Raw genomic sequence first — 17,189 nt, forward strand, 5'->3', positions numbered from 1 at the left:
AACTGAAGCGCGTTTCGATCTCCTGAATCGGATCGGCGCTCCGGTCATTTGTTTTAACGCGCATCTGTTCTGAAAGCCGTTTCACACGTTTCAGGATGCGCTCCAAGGGCAGGCAGAGCATGGGCGAGCGCCAGCAGGCGGGCATAGGGGAAGGCGGCGGGCCGGGACGTGAGCGCCAGGAAGAGGCCCGGCGCATTCTCGACCGGCTCGAGCGCGAGCAGAGCGGTGCAGAAGGCATGGTGCGGCGTGGATTTACCCGCACGGCACAGCATCTTTCAGCCGCCGACGCTCCCGAGAACGATGTCGTCGAACTGTGGGCTACACGTGTCGGACGCGGGCTCGGCTTCCTCATCACGCTGGCCATCATCGTCTGGCTCATTTTCTATCTCATGCAAAGCTAGGTACCCAATGACGCTTTCTGCGCCTTCGGATGCGACAACCGTTATTGTCATCTCAAGCCATGTCGTGCGCGGTTCGGTCGGCAATCGGGCCGCCGTTTTCGCATTGGAAACACTGGGTTTTCCCGTCTGGGCCGTGCCGACTGTGGTGCTGCCATGGCATCCGGGACACGGGGTTCCAGGCGCTCCGGCGGGCCGCATCGTGCCGCCGGCGGAAGAGTTTTCGCGTCTGATGCAGGATCTTCAGCGCGCGCCTTGGCTTGGCGAAGTGGGCGCCATCCTGACCGGCTATCTCGGCCATCCCGAACAGGCGGCAGCCGTCGCCGAACTGGTGAAGACCGTGAAGGCGAAAAACCCCGACGCGGTCTATCTGTGCGACCCGGTCATCGGCGACGAGAAGGGGCTTTACCTGCCCGAGGCGACGGCGACCGGCATTCGCGACAAGCTTCTGCCGCTCGCCGATATCGCAACTCCCAACCGGTTTGAGCTTTCCTGGCTGACCGGCGTGCCGCTCGAAGACAATACAGCCCTGATGGAAGCCGCGCTGGAGGCTGGTCCGGCAACCATGCTGGTCACATCGGCCTTTCCGCTGATGAGCGGCAGCATCGGCAATATTCTGCTGACGCCGACCATGGCGCTGATGGCCGAACATCGCCGCGTGGAAGGCCCGACCAACGGGCTTGGCGATCTGACCTCCGCCGTGTTTCTGGCGCGGCGTCTTTCCGGCATGACTGAGGAGAAGATGCTGCAAAGCACCACGGCGGCGGTGTTCGAGATCATGGCGCGCTCGGCAAAGCGCGGTGCGGACGAACTGATGCTGGAGGCCGATGCGTCGAGCCTCGCCACGCCGATGGCCATGGTGCAGACGCGGCGGCTGATGCATCCGACCAAGGGGTTCCGCGCTTGACGCAAGCCGTGCTTGCCGGTGTGGACGGTTGCCCCGGCGGCTGGATCGCGGTGGCCGGTGAGGGCGGGAGTTTGCGGGCCGAAGTGTTCGGCAGTTTTGCCGCTTTGGCGGCTTCGCTTCCCGACAGGGCGATCATTGCCGTGGACATGCCGATCGGCCTGCCGGAAAAGGGTGTGCGTTCGGCGGAGCGGGCAGCGCGCGACCATCTTGGCGAAAGACAGTCGAGCCTTTTCTCCATTCCCGCGCGCCGCCGTCTATGCCGGGGATTACCGCGAAAGCTGTTCCCTGTCGCTCGAACGGACCGATCCGCCGCGCAAGGTTTCAAGGCAGGCATTCGGGCTTTTCCCGAAGATCTGCGAACTGGACACCCTGTTGCGAAGCGATGCCGCATTGGCGGCGCGCATCATTGAATCGCATCCTGAACTGGCGCTTGCCGCGCTGAACGGCATGAATTCCATGTCCCTGCCGAAGAAGATCAAGGGGCGCGTAAACCCGGAAGGGCTGGCCGAGCGCCGGGCCTTGTTGCAGCGCTGCGGACTGCCGGAGGAATTTTTAAAAAGTCCCGTTCCGCGCGGCGCGAAGGAGGATGACTTTCTCGACGCCTGCGCCATGTATCTCGTGGCCCGTCGCCATGCACGTGGCGAGGCGCGTCCGTATCCTGATCATGTGGAGCGCGACGATTTCGGTCTCCGCATGGCGATTTGGGCTTGAGAAACATGCGTGAATGCGAACGGAAACATGCGTCCAATTCGACGCAGCCCGTTCAATGCATTTCGATTGATCTCGGTTTTCGATAGGGATATTGGAAAAATATGGTTGATCTTCCAGACTCACTTCTCGCCGGTTATCGAACCTTCATGCGCGAGCATTTTGCCCACGAAACTGCACGATATCGCCATCTGGCCGACAAGGGACAATCACCGGAAACGCTGGTTATCGCTTGTTGTGATTCCCGTGCGGCCCCTGAAACCATCTTCAACGCGGCGCCCGGCGAAATCTTCGTCCTGCGCAATGTTGCCAATCTCATCCCGCCCTACGAACCCGATGGCGAATATCATGCGGCTTCCGCAGCGCTGGAATTCGCGGTGCAGAGCCTCAAGGTGAAGAACATTGTCGTCATGGGCCATGGCCGCTGCGGCGGCATCAAGGCGGCGCTCGACACCGAAAGCGCGCCGCTTTCGCCGGGTGACTTCATCGGCAAGTGGATGAGCCTGATCGCTCCGGCCGCCGAAGCCGTCAGCGGCAACCAGCTCATGACGCAGAGCGAGCGTCAGACCGCGCTGGAACGGATATCGATCCGCTACTCCATCAATAATCTGCGCACATTCCCCTGCGTCGATATCCTGGAGAAGAAGGGCAAGCTCACCCTGCATGGCGCATGGTTCGATATTTCGACCGGCGAACTGTGGGTGATGGATCATCAGACGGGTGATTTCAAACGTCCTGACCCTGCCTGATCCGGCTCCCCGAAATGCCTTCCGAAACGGTTCCTCTCTCATCGAGAGGGCCGTTTTGTTTTTTCTGAAATACCGAAAATCGGTGTTTCTCGTTGCCAAAACGCGAAAAACCGCACCGGAACATGCAAAAATAGCCCCAAATTTTGGGGCTATTTTGTGTCGCGTGTAGCTTTTCTGTGGCAATTTCAAAGCGAAATTGCGGATTTGGGCTTCAGAACGGGGCGTTTTTAAACTGAGCCGTCATCCCGCTCCGAATTTTTTTGAGCATGATTTTATCCGAAAACCGGGTTCCGACTTTTCGGAATCATGCTCTAGTTGCCGTCGATGGCCTTGCCCATGACGGCGATGGCGCGCTGGTAGACCTGTGCGGCATTCCAGCCCTGGATCGCGCCATAGTTCGGTTCGCCCGGCTGATAGCCTGCGCCGCGCTGCCAGCCGTGGCCGACGAGGAAGTTCGCCGTCGAATGGAGCGCGTCCGCCTTGTTGCGCAGGTCGAAATGGGAGCCGCCCGAACCGCTGACACCGTATTTCAGGACGTTTGCCGGCATGAACTGGGTCTGGCCGACTTCGCCATGCATCGCGCCTACGGCCTGCGGGCTGAGGTCGCCCTGATCGATGAGCTTGAGAGCGGCATAGAGCTGGCCGGTGAAGTAATCTGAACGGCGGCAGTCATAGGCCAGCGTTGCGACGGCCGACAGGGTGTGCTGCTTGCCGAGATAGGAACCGAAGCCGGTTTCCATGCCCCAGATCGCGATCAGCGGGCCGGCCGGAACGCCATAGCGCTTCTCGATTGCGGCGAAGAGAGCGGCGTTCTGCTGCTTCTGCGCGCGACCGCGCTTGATGATGGTGTCGGCGCCGCGCTTCTTCATGAAGTCTTCAAAGGAGAGCTTGAAGCTCTTCTGATTGCGGTCGGCATTGATGGTGGCCTGCGCATATTTGGTGCCGGCCAGCGCATTGAGGCCCGCCTTGCCAACGCCGCGCGACGGCGCTTCCTTCAGGGTCTGCTGGAGCCAGGCATTATAGCCTGCGGCGTTGTTGCCGCACTGGGCCGCCTCGGCAATGCCTGTTCCCGTCATCATGCCCATTGCAAGAACTGCTGCTGCCGTCCAAGTCCGGCCCTTGGCAACCAACGCCATTCGTTTCTCCTTTGGAATTGATTCGACTTCAACGCGAACTTGCCATTCCTTACACCAAATGTCATGTCGGAATGGCAGCTGAAGAGTGGTCGAGCGGCGCGGTTTCAAGCATTTTTGCACCGGATCGGCAAGTGTTTCTTTGGTCGCAGAAGAAATGCAGCCCGCCGGCATGCCCCACGATCTGCCTCTTCAGGCTACCTCTTGGGGGCTGCATGCCGGAGCGGATGCGCCGGAGTTTATTTCCGGTGCGGGTTTCAGCCCGTTTCGGGCCTTTTGCTTGACATTGCGGGCTGATCGCCTTAAAGCCTGCTCCAATCTATCCGCGATCTTCAGAACGCGAGCCACCGACCGGGACCCATCATGGTATAAAGCGATCCCGGAGGTCCACATCCGACAGCGCGATGCGCCCTCGGGTGCTGTACCGCTTTGGTTGCTTCTTGAACTGGCAGACACACGGGACGATTTATCCCTGACGAAGCATAAGCCTCTTCTCGGATTAAAAGGAAATTCGATGTTTGAATCACTTCAGGAGCGTCTTGGCTCCATCCTGAACGGCCTTACCGGACGCGGCGCTCTTTCAGAAGCCGACGTGACGGCGGCGCTGCGCGAAGTGCGCCGCGCACTGATCGAGGCCGACGTTTCGCTGGAAGTGGTTCGCTCCTTCACCGACCGCGTTCGCGAGAAGGCTGTCGGCGCCGAAATCCTGAAAAGCATCAAGCCCGGCCAGATGGTCGTCAAGATCGTCCATGACGAACTTGTCGAAATGCTCGGCACCGAAGGCGTCTCCATCGACCTGAACGCGCCGGCCCCGGTCGTGATCATGATGGTCGGCCTGCAGGGTTCGGGCAAGACGACGACGACGGGCAAGATCGCCAAGCGTCTGACCGAGCGCCAGCGCAAGAAAGTGCTGATGGCCTCGCTCGATACGCGCCGTCCGGCTGCGCAGGAACAGCTTCGCCAGCTTGGCATCCAGACCGGCGTCGACACGCTGCCGATCATTGCCGGACAGTCGCCGGTGGAAATCGCCAAGCGCGCCGTTCAGGCTGCAAAGCTTGGCGCGCATGATGTCGTCATTCTCGATACGGCAGGCCGCACGCATATCGACGAGCCGCTGATGGTGGAAATGGCGGATATCCGCCAGGCCGCCAATCCGCATGAAATCCTGCTCGTCGCCGACAGCCTGACCGGCCAGGACGCCGTCAACCTGGCGCGCAATTTCGATGAGCGCGTCGGCATTACCGGCATCGTGCTCACCCGCATGGACGGCGATGGCCGTGGCGGTGCGGCACTTTCGATGCGCGCCATCACCGGCAAGCCGATCAAGCTGATCGCCACCGGCGAAAAGATGGATGCGCTCGAGGAGTTCTATCCGAAGCGCATTGCCGACCGCATTCTCGGCATGGGCGACATTGTTTCGCTGGTCGAAAAAGCCGCCGAAAACATCGACGCGGAAAAAGCCGCGGCGATGGCCAAGAAGATGCAGTCGGGCAAGTTCGATCTCAACGATCTTGCCGAACAGCTCAAGCAGATGAAGAAGCTCGGCGGCATGGGCGGCATCATGGGCATGATGCCCGGCATGAGCGGGATGAAGGACAAGGTGGCCGCTGCCGGTCTCGACGACAAGGTGTTCGACCGCCAGCTCGCCATCATTGGCTCGATGACCAAGGCCGAGCGCGCCAATCCCGACATTCTCAAGCACAGCCGCAAGCAGCGCATCGCCAAGGGTTCCGGCACCAGCGCCGCCGACATCAACAAGCTTCTCAAGATGCATCGCCAGATGGCCGACATGATGAAAGTCATGGGCAAGGGCAAGGGCGGAATGATGAAGCAGATGATGGGCGGCCTTGCCAACAAGATGGGGCTGGGCGGTCTGGGTGGAGGAATGGGCATGCCCGATCTCTCCAAGATGGACCCCAAGCAGCTCGAGGCGCTTGCCAAGCAGGCGGAAGCAGCGGGCCTGACGAAAGGCGGCGGTCTGCCGGGCCTTCCCGGCGGCGGTCTTCCGGGCGGTCTGCCCGGTCTGGGCGGACCCAAGCTTCCCGGTCTCGGTGGCGGTCTTCCGGGCCTGCCGAAGAAGAAGTGAGCATCATGAGCGACGAACAGAACACTGCACCGGCTGAACTTCTGGCACTGCGCGCCTCCATCGACAATATCGATGCGGCGCTGATCCATATGCTGGCCGAACGTTTTCGCTGCACAAAGGCCGTTGGCGTACTCAAGGCCGAACGCGGCCTCGCACCGGCTGATCCCGCCCGCGAAAAGCGCCAGGTGGAGCGTCTGCGCGCGCTGGCAGTCGATGCCCATCTCGATCCCGATTTCGCCGAAAAATTCCTGAACTTCATCGTGAAGGAAGTCATTCGGCATCATGAGCATGCCGCCGCCAATCACGGCGGAAAACAATAGCTATATCGATAGCTTAACCCGTTTTGCCACGGCCATTCCCCGGGCGAAGCAATTGTCTAAAGGAAAGAAAAAATGTCTCTGAAGATTCGTCTGGCCCGCGCTGGCTCCAAGAAGCGTCCTTACTACCACATCGTCGTTGCCGACGTCCGCAGCCCGCGTGACGGCCGCTTCATCGAAACCGTTGGCGCATGGAACCCGATGCTGGCCAAGGACGCTGAACGCGTGAAGCTCGACGCTGACCGCATCCAGCATTGGATTGCACAGGGCGCACAGCCGACCGACCGCGTTCTGCGCTTCCTCGACCAGGCTGGCCTTGCCAAGCGTCCGGCCCGCAGCAACCCGACCAAGGGCGAGCCGGGCAAAAAGGCCCAGGAACGTCTGGCCATGGCCAAGCAGGCTGAAGAAGAAGCCGCTGCAAAGGCTGCTGAAGCTGCTGCGGCCGCTGCAGAAGCCGCTGCTGCCCCGGCTGAAGAAGCTGCAAGCGAATAATCTTTCGCGCAGTTTGCGTTATAAAAAGGCGGCGGAGCAATCCGCCGCTTTTTTGTTGACCGCTTTCCTGGGGGGGCGAATGGGGATTTCATTGAAACTCGCCGCCGTGCTGCCCGCGCTTATTGTCGCCGTACTTGCCAGTCCGGCGCGCGCGATCGACGCGCAGCTACTGGCTGCGGCGGCGGCCTCTTATCGAGACGGAGCGGCAGCGCAACAATTGGAAGACCGGATTGCCGACCTCATCGAAGCGGGTGACAAGGCTGGGCTGGAGGCACTGGCCTCGCAAATCGAGAGGGAGGACGGCCCCTTTCTCGATGCATTGATAGCACTTGCGGAACAGGATCAAGCGCCGGCAGGTGAGGCGAAGCCTGCTCCCGGCAGCGAACTGGCACGCTTGGCGAGCGCCCTGGGCCCCTGTCATCAGGCGAACATCGCTCTCAGGATCATTGTGCTTCTCATTTCGAACGGCGAAGCTGAACCGGTTGTCAGGAATGGTATTGTCATGATCGACGGGAGTGAGATCGATAGTACCTATGCAACCCTGATCCACATATGCGAGAACGTCAACGCGCTGCCCGCCCATAAGGCGAGGATTGGGTCCAGATGCTATTTCACGGGTGCTTGTGGCGATGATCCCGATATGGATTGAGATATCGGGACTGACCTGATGGCATTCCATGATAAGGTCGGATCATGGAACATTCTGGTGAAATTCTTATTCTGACCGGCACCCCGGGCGCCGGTAAAACCACGACCGCCGAGAGGCTTGCGAACCAGCCGGGTTCGCCGAAGGTTCACCTTCATTCGGACGATTTCTGGCACTTCATCAAGAATGGTGCGATCCAGCCCTATCTGCCGGAAGCCCATGCGCAAAATGCCATTGTGATGGATGCGCTGACCAAGGCGGCCAAGGCCTATGCCGACGGCGGCTATTTCGTCATCGTCGACGGCATAATCGGGCCATGGTTCCTCGAGCCATTCCGAAACCTTGCCACGCCGCTTCACTATGTGGTTCTGCGTCCATCTCTCGATGAGGCGATCCGGCGCTGCCGCGAGCGTGGCGGCAATACGCTTACCGATCCGGGTCCGATTGCGGAACTGCACGGGCAATTGTCCGCGCTGGGGCCGCTAGAGCCGCACGTGCTGGCTGCCGAAGGGTGGTCGCGCAGTCAGACGCTTGCCGCTGTTCGCGCTGCGGTCGAAAGCGGCGCTTTCCGCCTGCATCCCTGAACCAGGCGGTCGCGGTTTTACCTTGTTGTCCAAACCGACTGGAAAACGAGTGAATTTCGACTATCTTGCTGATTTGACGGCTCGCATTTGCGTGAACGCACTCATGCGGGTGTTGAATTTGTTTCCCCGGCGCTTGGCAAAGCGCCCTTTTCAGGAGAAATCCATGTCGGGTACGACGGTTGCCACTTCCTTCTCGCTTGCAGCCCTGGGCCGCCGTATTTTCATCGCTCTTGGTCTGGCTGTTCTGGTTCCACTGCTCTCTGCCTGCGGTTTCAACACTATCCCGACCAATGAGGAACGGGCGAAGGCCGCCTGGGGCGAGGTGCAGAACCAGTATCAGCGCCGCGCCGATCTCGTGCCCAATCTGGTCGAGACCGTGAAGGGCTATGCCGCTCACGAACAGGAGACGCTGCAGGCCGTGATCGAGGCGCGCGCCAAGGCGACGCAGGTGCAGATCACACCCGAAACGCTCAACAATCCCGAACTCTTCAAGCAGTTTCAGGATAATCAGGCCAACCTGACGAGCGCGCTGTCGCGCCTGATGGTGGTGGTCGAGCGTTATCCGGACCTGAAAGCCAACCAGAACTTCCTTGCATTGCAGTCGCAGCTCGAAGGCACTGAAAACCGCATCGCCGTCGCCCGCCGCGACTATATCGAGGCGGTTCGCGTCTACAACACGTCGCTGCGCACCATGCCGACGATGATCTGGACGTGGATCTGGTATCGCGATGCGCAGCCCATGCAGAGCTTCAGCGCCGATGCAGGCAGCCAGACCGCGCCCAAAGTCAACTTCAACTGACGGCGCGTCTCATGATGCGTCTGGAGGCGGGTGCAGCACCCATGCGTGATCGTCGTGGCTTTTATTGGCCGCGACACCTCCTCGCGCTTGTCTTTGTGCTGTTTTCCGCAGCGCTGGCCCTGCACCCGACAGCGTTTGCGCAGGACGCGCCAAAGCCCGCCCAGGTCCTGACTGGCCGCGTGGTGGATGCGGCGGGGATCATCGATCCGGCAGAGCGCCAGAGCCTCACGCAGAAGCTTGCCGATTTCGAAGCCAAATCCTCGGATCAGGTGGTCGTGGTGACGGTCCCGAGCCTCAACGGCGAGGAAATCGAAACCTATTCCAACCGTCTGTTCCGCGCCTGGGCGCTTGGCCAGAAACAGGAAAACAACGGTATATTGCTGGTGGTGGCGCCCAATGACCGCAAGGTGCGTATCGAGGTCGGCTACGGCCTCGAAGGTGTCATGACCGATGCGCTTTCGAGCGTTATCATCAATGGCACCATCATTCCCGAATTTCGCACCGGCGATTATTCGAAGGGCATCGTGCAGGGCGTTGACGGCATTCTTTCGGTGCTTTCCGGGGATGCCGCCGAGCTTGAAGCGCGCGCCAGACGCAATGTGCAGTCGAGTTCCGATGATGTCGACTGGGTGTTCGTCGTCTTCATTGCCTTCTGGTGCCTGATCTTCTTCGGCGGTTTCGGCATGGCGATCCTGACGCCGGTTTTCGGGCGCAAGATCGGGCCGGGCCGGTATCAGTGGCTCGGCATGGTGGTGGATTATAACAATCGCGGCGGCGGCGGGTCTGGCGGCAGGGGTGGCGGAAGCTGGGGCGGCGGTGGCTGGTCATCCGGTGGGGGCGGCGGCGGTTTCTCCGGCGGCGGTGGTTCATCGGGTGGCGGCGGCGCCTCGGGCAGCTGGTAGGGAGACGCAGGGATGAAGCATCACACGCTGATTGGCGCCGAGGACCATGCCCGCATTGCCGAGGCGATCCGCAAGGCGGAAGCCGAGACCAGCGGCGAAATCTATGCGGTTCTGGCCCGTTCCAGCGACGATTATTTCTTTGCGGCGGGCTTTGTCGCCACCTGCGGCATTCTGCTGGCGTCGGTCGTCGTGGCGTTTCTGGCGCACTGGTACTGGTTCGATGTCCGCCTGCCTATGTTCGGGCTTGCGGTGCTGGCGGCCTTCCTCACCGCGATGCTGGTGCTGTGGGTCTTTCCGGCCATCCGCATGCTGCTGGTGCCGCGCCGCATCCGTTACAAGCGCGCGCATCTCAATGCGCTGCAACAGTTCCTGGCGCGCAATGTGCACATCACCGAGCATCGCACCGGCATCCTGCTCTTCGTCTCCATGGCCGAACATTATGCCGAGGTGATCGCCGATGCGGGCATCAATGCGCGGGTCGAACAGGACGAGTGGAATGCGATCGTGGCGACGCTCGTCCATCATGCGTCGCGGGCGCAGGTGGCCGAGGGTTTCGTGCTGGCGATCGGTCAGGCGGGCCTTTTGCTGGAGACGCATTTCCCTGCAGGGGCGGACAATGTCAACGAACTCGACGATCACCTGATCGAGTTATGAGAGCCGTTCGGTTCCGTCAGAATCATCTGCAACTTTAGTCTGAAACAGGGCAAAACCGGCCTGCGGCTTTACCCTTCCGGCGCCATTTCTGCGGGCCGTGGAGAAATCCACTGGCATAATCCGAAATTTCGCGGGAAGTTTTCGAAGTTTTGTTCCAAATTAAATGGATTAAATGCGGTTTTTCTGACTTTCCGGGAAATTTTTCGTTATTTTCAACGAATTGCCATCGAATCCGGTGCCTAATCTGCTAGTTTGGCGCGCATTGCCATCATGACAGGAGTATCCGACGTGACTGCAAAGCAGGATCGGTCGAGCAAGGTTAAGGGTTCAAAGGCAGGCAAGGAGGAGAAGAAGGGAGGAAAGTCGAAGGCGCTTACAGCCTTCTCGCAGCTTCTCTTCGAATGGGCGCCGCCAGAAGATCTGGCCGCTTACGATGCCGCCGCTCTCGACAGTTCAGCCCGTCACGGCTACGCCGCTCTGGAATCCTATCGCAAGGGCAAGAGCATCATCAGCGTCGATAACGGTATCGAACGCCATGATCGCCCGGTGAGCGTCATCACCATCGTCAACGACAATATGCCGTTCCTGCTCGACTCCATCATGGGTGAGCTGAACGATCATGCCAACCAGATTTTCATGGTTGTGCATCCGGTTCTGGACATTGCGCGCGAGAAGGACGAGCTCGTCATTCTGGGCGAGGCATCGCAGCTTGCGCCTGCCAAGGGCGTCGAGCGCGTCAGCCTGGTGCAGATCCATCTCCCGGCTCTCGACAAGCAGACCAAGGCCGACCTGACCGCCGCCATCAAGCGCGTGCTGGGGCAGGTTCGCGCCGCCGTCAGCGACTGGAAGCCGATGCTGAAGCGCCTCGATGGCGCGATCGCCGATTACAAGCGCGTGCACGACATGACGGGCGATCCGGCCATGCCGGAAGCGATCGCCTTTCTGGAATGGCTGCGCGACGACCGTTTCATCTTCCTCGGACTTCGCGAGCTGACCTTCAAGGGCAAGGGCGACAAGCGCGAACTCGTGCCGGTCAAGGAAACGCTCGGCATCCTCAACGATCACGAGGTCCGCGTCCTGCGCAAGGATGACGACGACACGGTGACGCCGCGCGAAGTGACCGAATTCCTCGATAGCAACGAGCCGCTGATCGTCACCAAGGCGAACTCGCTTTCGCTGGTGCATCGCCGCTCCTATCTCGATTATGTCGGCGTGAAGATATTCGGCGAGAAGGGCGAGGCCATCGGCGAACTGCGCCTGGTCGGCCTCTTTACCTCGGTCGCCTATACGAGTTCGGTCGCGGGCATTCCGTTCATCCGCTCCAAGGCCGATGCGGTCATCAAGCATCTCGGCTTCAACCGCGAGGACCATTCGGGCAAGGCGCTCATCAACGTGCTGGAGGAATATCCGCGCGACGAGCTTTTCCAGATCGATGTGGAAAGCCTGACGGCCAATGCAGAACTGATCCTGGCGCTGGGCGAGCGTCCCCGGGTGCGCGCCGTTCCGCGTCTCGACCGGTTTGGCCGTTTTGCCACCGTGCTGGTCTATATCCCGCGTGACCGTTACGACTCGGTCGTGCGCGAGAAGATCGGGCATTATCTGGTCGACGTCTATGGCGGCGACAGTTTTGAATTCCATCCGGTCTTCCTGCAGAACGGCCTGACGCGCGTCCAGTTCGTCATCCGCCGTCACGAGCGTTCCACGCCGCATGTGGACCGGGAAGCGCTGGAAGCGCAAGTGCGCGCCATCGTCCGCAACTGGGACGATGCGGTGCGTGAAAGCTCCGACAGCGCCGACGCGAAGACCGTCGCGCTTGCCGCAAGCTTTCCGCCGTCCTACCGCGAAATCTTCACGGCGCCGGAAGCGCTGGTCGATGCGGAACGCATTGCCAGCCTCAGCGCCGAGGCGCCGCTTTTCGTGGATTTCTATCGCTATCGGACCGACGGTCCCGATGCGGTTTCGCTGAAGATCTATCATCACGGTGCGCCGGTCGTGCTGTCGCAGCGCGTGCCGCTTCTGGAAAACATGGGTTTCCGTGTCGTCAGCGAGCAGACCATCGACCTGCCGCATGCTGGCAAGGACGGCGCAACCGTCTACCTGCACGACATGCAGCTCGTGAACGCCTATGGGGCACCGGTCGATCTTTCCGACGATGGCGAGATGCTGGAAGACGTGTTCCGCAATGTCTGGGACGGTCAGGCCGATAATGACGGCTATAATGCGCTGGTGCAGACCGCGCGCCTGACGGCACGCCAGATCATGATCCTGCGTTCCTATGGCCGCTATCTGCAGCAGGCGGGCATCGCCTATTCGCAGGGCTTCATCGCGGCAGCGCTGAACCGTTATCCGGAAATCGCCAGCGACCTCTATTCGCTGTTCGACCTGCGTTTCAACCCGTCGGCCAAGCGCCGGGATGCGGCTGAAAAGAAGCTCGTCGATGGCATCGAAACGGCGCTGCTGGGCGTGCCGAGCATCGATGACGACCAGATCTTGCGCCGTTTCCGCAATCTGATCGAAGCGACACTGCGCACCAATGCCTATCAGCCGGATGCCGAGGGCAAGCCGCGCGTCACCTTCGCCTTCAAGCTCAATCCGCGTCTAGTCGACGGCCTGCCGGACCCGCGCCCGTACCGCGAAATCTTCGTCTACGGGCCTGAAGTGGAAGGCGTGCACCTGCGTTTCGGCGCGGTCGCCCGCGGCGGCCTGCGCTGGTCGGACCGCGCACAGGATTATCGCACCGAAGTACTGGGGCTGGTAAAGGCACAGCAGGTCAAGAACGCGGTTATCGTGCCGGTCGGCGCCAAGGGCGGCTTCTATCCGAAGCGTCTGCCGGTCGGCGGCGATCGCAATGCGGTGTTCGAAGCCGGCCGCGATGCCTACAAAGTCTTCATCTCCACGCTCCTGTCCGTTACCGACAATATCGAGGACAGCCATGTCGTGCCGCCGGCGGAAGTCGTGCGCCATGACAATGACGATCCTTATTTCGTCGTTGCCGCGGACAAGGGCACGGCCACTTTCTCCGATACGGCCAATGCCATCAGCCAGGCGCATGATTTCTGGTTGGACGATGCCTTCGCATCGGGCGGTTCCGCCGGTTACGACCACAAGGGCATGGGCATTACCGCGCGCGGCGCGTGGGAAGCCGTGAAGCGCCATTTCCGCGAACTCGACATGGATATCCAGAACGAGCCTTTCACGGTTGCGGGCGTGGGCGACATGTCGGGCGACGTCTTCGGCAATGGCATGCTGCTTTCCGAACAGATTCGCCTCGTGGCGGCGTTCGACCATCGCGATATCTTCATCGACCCGAACCCGGTTCCGGCGGACGGCTTTGCCGAGCGCAAGCGCCTGTTCGAGCTGCCGCGTTCGAGCTGGCAGGACTATGACCGCTCCAAGCTTTCGGCTGGCGGCGGCATCTACAGCCGCAGCCAGAAGACGATCACGCTCTCGCCGGAAGCGGCCAATGCCATCGGCCTCGGCAAGACCTCCGGAACGCCGCAGGAAATCATGACGGCGATCCTGAAGTCCAAGGTCGATCTGCTGTGGTTCGGCGGCATCGGCACCTATATCCGCTCGTCCGCTGAAACGGATGCGCAGGTGGGTGACCGCGCCAATGATGCGATCCGCATCACCGGCTCGGAAGTCGGCGCCCGGGTGATCGGCGAAGGCGCAAACCTTGGCGTGACCCAGCGCGGGCGCATCGAATATGCCTTGTCGGGCGGTCGTGGTAACACGGACGCCATCGACAATTCGGCGGGCGTCAACTGCTCGGACGTCGAGGTCAACATCAAGATCGCGCTGGCTGCGGCCATGCGTTCGGGCAAGCTCAAGCGCCCGGCGCGCGACAAGCTTCTGGTCAGCATGACCGATGATGTTTCGGCACTGGTGCTGCGCAACAACTATCTGCAGCCGCTGGCGCTTTCGCTAAGCGAACGTCAAGGACTGGCGGAGCTGCCCTATCAGGCGCGCTTCATGGCGGAACTGGAAGCCCGCAAGCTGCTCGACCGCAAGGTGGAGAACCTGCCGTCGGACGCATTGCTCGCCGAGCGTCAGAAGGCTGGCCAGCCGCTCACCCGCCCGGAACTGGCGGTTCTGCTGGCCTATGCAAAGCTTTCTCTCTGTGACGATCTGGTGGCGAGCCAGCTTCCGGACGAGCCGTACTTCCAGTCGCTGCTGATGGGCTATTTCCCCAAGCGCATGGTGAAGACCTATGCCGAGGAAATCTCCGGCCATCGCCTGCGCCGTGAAATCGTCGCCACCTTGCTGGCGAACGATGTCATCAATCGCGGGGGCATTACCTTCATCAGCCGCCTGGCCGATACCACCGGCAAGTCGCCTGCCGATATCGTCCGCGCCTATGTGGCGGTGCGTGACGGCTTCGACATCGACACGATCTATGACGCCATCGATGCGCTGGACAATCGCGTTCCGGGCGATGTGCAGAACCAGTTCTACCATCTCGTCGGCGAAATGCTGCAGGCGACGACCGCATGGGTGCTGCGCAACGACACGACACGCGCCAACCTGACGGAACTGGTGGATACGATCACCAGGGCGCGCGCCGAACTGGAACCGCGTTTCGACGGCCTGATGCCGGAATATCTCAAAACCACGCTTCAGGCCGACAAGGCCGCTTTCGTGGAAATGGGTGCGCCGGAAAAGCTGGCACAGCGTCTTGCCAATCTGCAGCTTGCAGGCATCATGCCGGACATTGCGCTGATCGCGCATCTGGCGGGCGCCGACCGGGTGGTTACCGCCAAGACCTATTTCGGTGTTTCGGAAGCCTTCCGCATCGGCCGCATTGAGGAAGCCGCGCGCTCCATCCCCGTCACGGACTATTATGACGGGCTGGCGCTGTCACGGGCAAGCGATACGATCACGCAGGCTGCACGCGGCATCACCATTGCGGCGCTCAAGCGTTTCGCCAAGGACAAGGACCCGGCGGCAGCCTGGTTTGCAGCCGATGGCGCCCGCATCGAGCAGGTGCAGAACCGCATGGTCGCGCTGACGGAAGGTGGCGACCTGACCGTTTCGCGACTGGCGGTTGCAGCGGGCCTGATGTCCGATCTCGCCCAGTAGGCAGGTCGGGAAATTCTATTGCAGAAGGGCGGCTGTGGCCGCCCTTTTTATTTCTTTCCTGTGCACATTTCGGGGTATAAGCTCCCGCTAATATGATTTGGGCCTGAAATTCATCCGACACATTGAAGGAACGATGCAGCCGAACGGCTCGGCTGGCCTGCGTGCATCTGCATGAAAACCGGAACCGGTTTTCGCAAAGCATCGTGTGCAGATGTACCGGGCTGGAGTGGTCTTTATACGCCAAAAGGCGCATGGTGCTCTATCGTCGGAAGCCGCTTCGGGCGTGGGGGGAAGGAAAGAGTAATTGAGCGATCAGCTTATGGCTGCCCGCAGCCATGCCTCGCGGCGTGGCATATGGGGCTGGATATTCTTCGACTGGGCGGCACAGCCGTTCTTCACCGTCATCGTAACCTTCATCTTTGGTCCCTATTTCATCTCACGCATGGCCGACACGCCGGAAGCGGGGCAGATCGCCTGGGGGTACGGCTTTGCCGCCGCGGGCCTCGTGATCGCACTGCTGTCGCCCGTTCTGGGATCGATTGCCGACAAGACCGGCGCGCGCAAACCGTGGATCGGCTTCTTTGCCGTCCTGAAGATCGCGGGCCTGATGACGCTGTGGTTTGCGGTGCCGGGCGCAAACCTGTTCTGGGTGCTTCTGGCTTTCAGCATCGCGATGATCTCGGCGGAGTTTTCCATCGTCTTCAACGATTCCATGATGCCGCGGCTCGTCCCCGCCAGGGAGATTGGCAAAGTGTCCAATCTGGCCTGGGGGCTCGGCTATCTGGGCGGCGTGCTGGTGCTGATCTTCGTCGTGGTCTTTCTGGCGTCGTCACCCGAGACGGGCAGGACCCTGATCGGGCTTCCGCCGCTCTTCGGACTTGACCCTGCCAGCGGCGAAGATGCCCGCATCACCGGCCCCATCGCGGCGCTGTGGTATCTCGTTTTCATCATGCCGATGTTCCTGTTCACGCCGGATCAGGCGCGCGGCCAGCCGCTGCGCCAGGCGGTCGGCAGCGGTCTGGCGGAACTGAAGTCGACGCTGAGGGAAGTGCGGAAGCGTCCGGGAATAGTCCGCTTCCTTGCCGCCCGCCTTGTCTATCAGGACGGGCTCAATGCCATTGTCGCGCTGGGCGCGGGCCATGCCGCCTCACTGTTTCACTGGAGCATCAACGAAATCGGCCTCTTCGGCATGATCACCAATGTGTCGGCGATCCTGAGCTGCCTCGTCGCGGCTCGCCTCGATGCAAGGCTCGGCTCAAAAGCCATCGTGCTCGGATCGCTGGTGCTTCTGCTCATCGCCTCGTTCGGTATCGTTTCCACCGGAACGGATTATTTCCTGCTCGGCCTTTTGCCGGTTGGCTATTCCGAGGGAAATGGGCTGTTCTCCACGGCTGCGGAACAGGCATTTCTCGTCTACGGGCTGATGATCGGCGCCGCTCTGGGGCCGGTGCAGGCGTCCGCCCGTTCGTGGTTTGCGCGCAGCATCAGGCCGGAGGAATCGGGCCGCTATTTCGGCATCTATGCGCTGGCGGGCCGGGCGACGGGATTTCTCGGGCCGTTTCTGGTCGCGACGATCACGGCTCTCAGTGGCTGCGCGGCGATTGGCATGTCGGTGCTGCTGCTGTTTTTTGTCGTGGGGCTCTATCTGGCTGCCATTACGCCTTATCCGGCCGACAGGCCGCTTGTACCCGGCCCGCATTGACGGGCCGGAGGCGGTTCCGGTCTTTTCGAGACG

Annotated in this window: 14 protein-coding genes and 1 pseudogene; 14 read left to right on the forward strand and 1 reads right to left on the reverse strand. The window is 61.1% G+C overall.

Annotated elements, in window-relative coordinates:
- Positions 1–119 precede the first annotated feature (119 nt).
- From ABWW28_RS17440 to ABWW28_RS17455, 4 genes and pseudogenes are all read left to right on the forward strand, one after another.
- On the forward strand, positions 120–401 hold the full coding sequence (locus tag ABWW28_RS17440) for a hypothetical protein (RefSeq protein ID WP_021588092.1): 282 nt from the start codon (positions 120–122) through the stop codon (positions 399–401).
- A gap of 7 nt (positions 402–408) precedes the next feature.
- A complete protein-coding gene (pdxY, locus tag ABWW28_RS17445) occupies positions 409–1,305 on the forward strand; it encodes a pyridoxal kinase PdxY (RefSeq protein ID WP_021588091.1) in 897 nt (298 codons plus the stop codon).
- Positions 1,302–2,016, forward strand: a pseudogene (locus tag ABWW28_RS17450) (DUF429 domain-containing protein). The gene pdxY and the pseudogene ABWW28_RS17450 overlap by 4 nt, the downstream one beginning before the upstream one ends.
- Before the next feature lie 101 nt (positions 2,017–2,117).
- Complete coding sequence (locus tag ABWW28_RS17455; RefSeq protein WP_006467844.1) at positions 2,118–2,762, forward strand: carbonic anhydrase; 645 nt, start codon at positions 2,118–2,120, stop codon at positions 2,760–2,762.
- 311 nt (positions 2,763–3,073) lie between these two features.
- Here ABWW28_RS17455 and ABWW28_RS17460 read toward each other — a convergent pair whose 3' ends face one another.
- Entirely contained in the window at positions 3,074–3,898 is an 825-nt protein-coding gene (locus ABWW28_RS17460) for a lytic murein transglycosylase (protein ID WP_006467843.1), read from the reverse strand.
- A 511-nt stretch (positions 3,899–4,409) separates the two neighbouring features.
- Between ABWW28_RS17460 and ffh the strand changes: the two genes are divergently transcribed.
- The 10 genes from ffh to ABWW28_RS17510 all read left to right on the forward strand — a co-directional run bounded on the left by ffh (position 4,410) and on the right by ABWW28_RS17510 (position 17,156).
- Positions 4,410–5,981: a signal recognition particle protein gene (ffh, locus tag ABWW28_RS17465; RefSeq protein WP_021588088.1), complete on the forward strand. Its 1,572-nt coding sequence runs from the start codon at positions 4,410–4,412 to the stop codon at positions 5,979–5,981.
- A 5-nt stretch (positions 5,982–5,986) separates the two neighbouring features.
- Positions 5,987–6,301, forward strand: a complete 315-nt coding sequence (locus tag ABWW28_RS17470; RefSeq protein ID WP_006471242.1) for a chorismate mutase — start codon at positions 5,987–5,989, stop codon at positions 6,299–6,301.
- A gap of 72 nt (positions 6,302–6,373) precedes the next feature.
- Entirely contained in the window at positions 6,374–6,790 is a 417-nt protein-coding gene (gene rpsP / locus ABWW28_RS17475; protein ID WP_021588087.1) for a 30S ribosomal protein S16, read from the forward strand.
- Between the two features lie 91 nt (positions 6,791–6,881).
- Positions 6,882–7,439, forward strand: coding sequence for a hypothetical protein (locus tag ABWW28_RS17480; protein ID WP_021588086.1), 558 nt, complete (start codon positions 6,882–6,884; stop codon positions 7,437–7,439).
- 44 nt (positions 7,440–7,483) lie between these two features.
- Positions 7,484–8,020, forward strand: coding sequence for an ATP-binding protein (locus tag ABWW28_RS17485; protein WP_021588085.1), 537 nt, complete (start codon positions 7,484–7,486; stop codon positions 8,018–8,020).
- 163 nt (positions 8,021–8,183) lie between these two features.
- Entirely contained in the window at positions 8,184–8,819 is a 636-nt protein-coding gene (locus ABWW28_RS17490) for a LemA family protein (protein ID WP_025090902.1), read from the forward strand.
- Positions 8,820–8,860: 41 nt separating this feature from the next.
- Positions 8,861–9,721, forward strand: a complete 861-nt coding sequence (locus tag ABWW28_RS17495; RefSeq protein WP_376787008.1) for a TPM domain-containing protein — start codon at positions 8,861–8,863, stop codon at positions 9,719–9,721.
- A 12-nt stretch (positions 9,722–9,733) separates the two neighbouring features.
- A complete protein-coding gene (locus ABWW28_RS17500) occupies positions 9,734–10,375 on the forward strand; it encodes a TPM domain-containing protein (protein ID WP_021588082.1) in 642 nt (213 codons plus the stop codon).
- A 288-nt stretch (positions 10,376–10,663) separates the two neighbouring features.
- Positions 10,664–15,454 (forward strand): NAD-glutamate dehydrogenase, encoded by a 4,791-nt coding sequence (locus ABWW28_RS17505; protein ID WP_031347296.1) that lies wholly within the window; start codon positions 10,664–10,666, stop codon positions 15,452–15,454.
- A gap of 319 nt (positions 15,455–15,773) precedes the next feature.
- Positions 15,774–17,156, forward strand: a complete 1,383-nt coding sequence (locus ABWW28_RS17510) for an MFS transporter (protein ID WP_031347295.1) — start codon at positions 15,774–15,776, stop codon at positions 17,154–17,156.
- The last annotated feature ends 33 nt before the right edge of the window (positions 17,157–17,189 follow it).

Origin of the sequence: Brucella sp. NBRC 14130 (genome assembly GCF_040371715.1) — a bacterium.
Classification (GTDB): Bacteria; Pseudomonadota; Alphaproteobacteria; order Rhizobiales; family Rhizobiaceae; genus Brucella; species Brucella intermedia.

Bases quoted from the DNA above. Each gene is read 5' to 3' on its own strand.
- ABWW28_RS17455 (WP_006467844.1), top strand. From the start codon at position 2,118: ATGGTTGATCTTCCAGACTCACTTCTCGCCGGTTATCGAACCTTCATG.
- rpsP (WP_021588087.1), top strand. From the start codon at position 6,374: ATGTCTCTGAAGATTCGTCTGGCCCGCGCTGGCTCCAAGAAGCGTCCT.
- ABWW28_RS17510 (WP_031347295.1), top strand. From the start codon at position 15,774: ATGGCTGCCCGCAGCCATGCCTCGCGGCGTGGCATATGGGGCTGGATA.
- ffh (WP_021588088.1), top strand. From the start codon at position 4,410: ATGTTTGAATCACTTCAGGAGCGTCTTGGCTCCATCCTGAACGGCCTT.
- ABWW28_RS17440 (WP_021588092.1), top strand. From the start codon at position 120: ATGGGCGAGCGCCAGCAGGCGGGCATAGGGGAAGGCGGCGGGCCGGGA.
- ABWW28_RS17460 (WP_006467843.1), bottom strand. From the start codon at position 3,898: ATGGCGTTGGTTGCCAAGGGCCGGACTTGGACGGCAGCAGCAGTTCTT.
- ABWW28_RS17470 (WP_006471242.1), top strand. From the start codon at position 5,987: ATGAGCGACGAACAGAACACTGCACCGGCTGAACTTCTGGCACTGCGC.
- ABWW28_RS17485 (WP_021588085.1), top strand. From the start codon at position 7,484: ATGGAACATTCTGGTGAAATTCTTATTCTGACCGGCACCCCGGGCGCC.
- pdxY (WP_021588091.1), top strand. From the start codon at position 409: ATGACGCTTTCTGCGCCTTCGGATGCGACAACCGTTATTGTCATCTCA.
- ABWW28_RS17495 (WP_376787008.1), top strand. From the start codon at position 8,861: ATGCGTGATCGTCGTGGCTTTTATTGGCCGCGACACCTCCTCGCGCTT.
- ABWW28_RS17490 (WP_025090902.1), top strand. From the start codon at position 8,184: ATGTCGGGTACGACGGTTGCCACTTCCTTCTCGCTTGCAGCCCTGGGC.
- ABWW28_RS17500 (WP_021588082.1), top strand. From the start codon at position 9,734: ATGAAGCATCACACGCTGATTGGCGCCGAGGACCATGCCCGCATTGCC.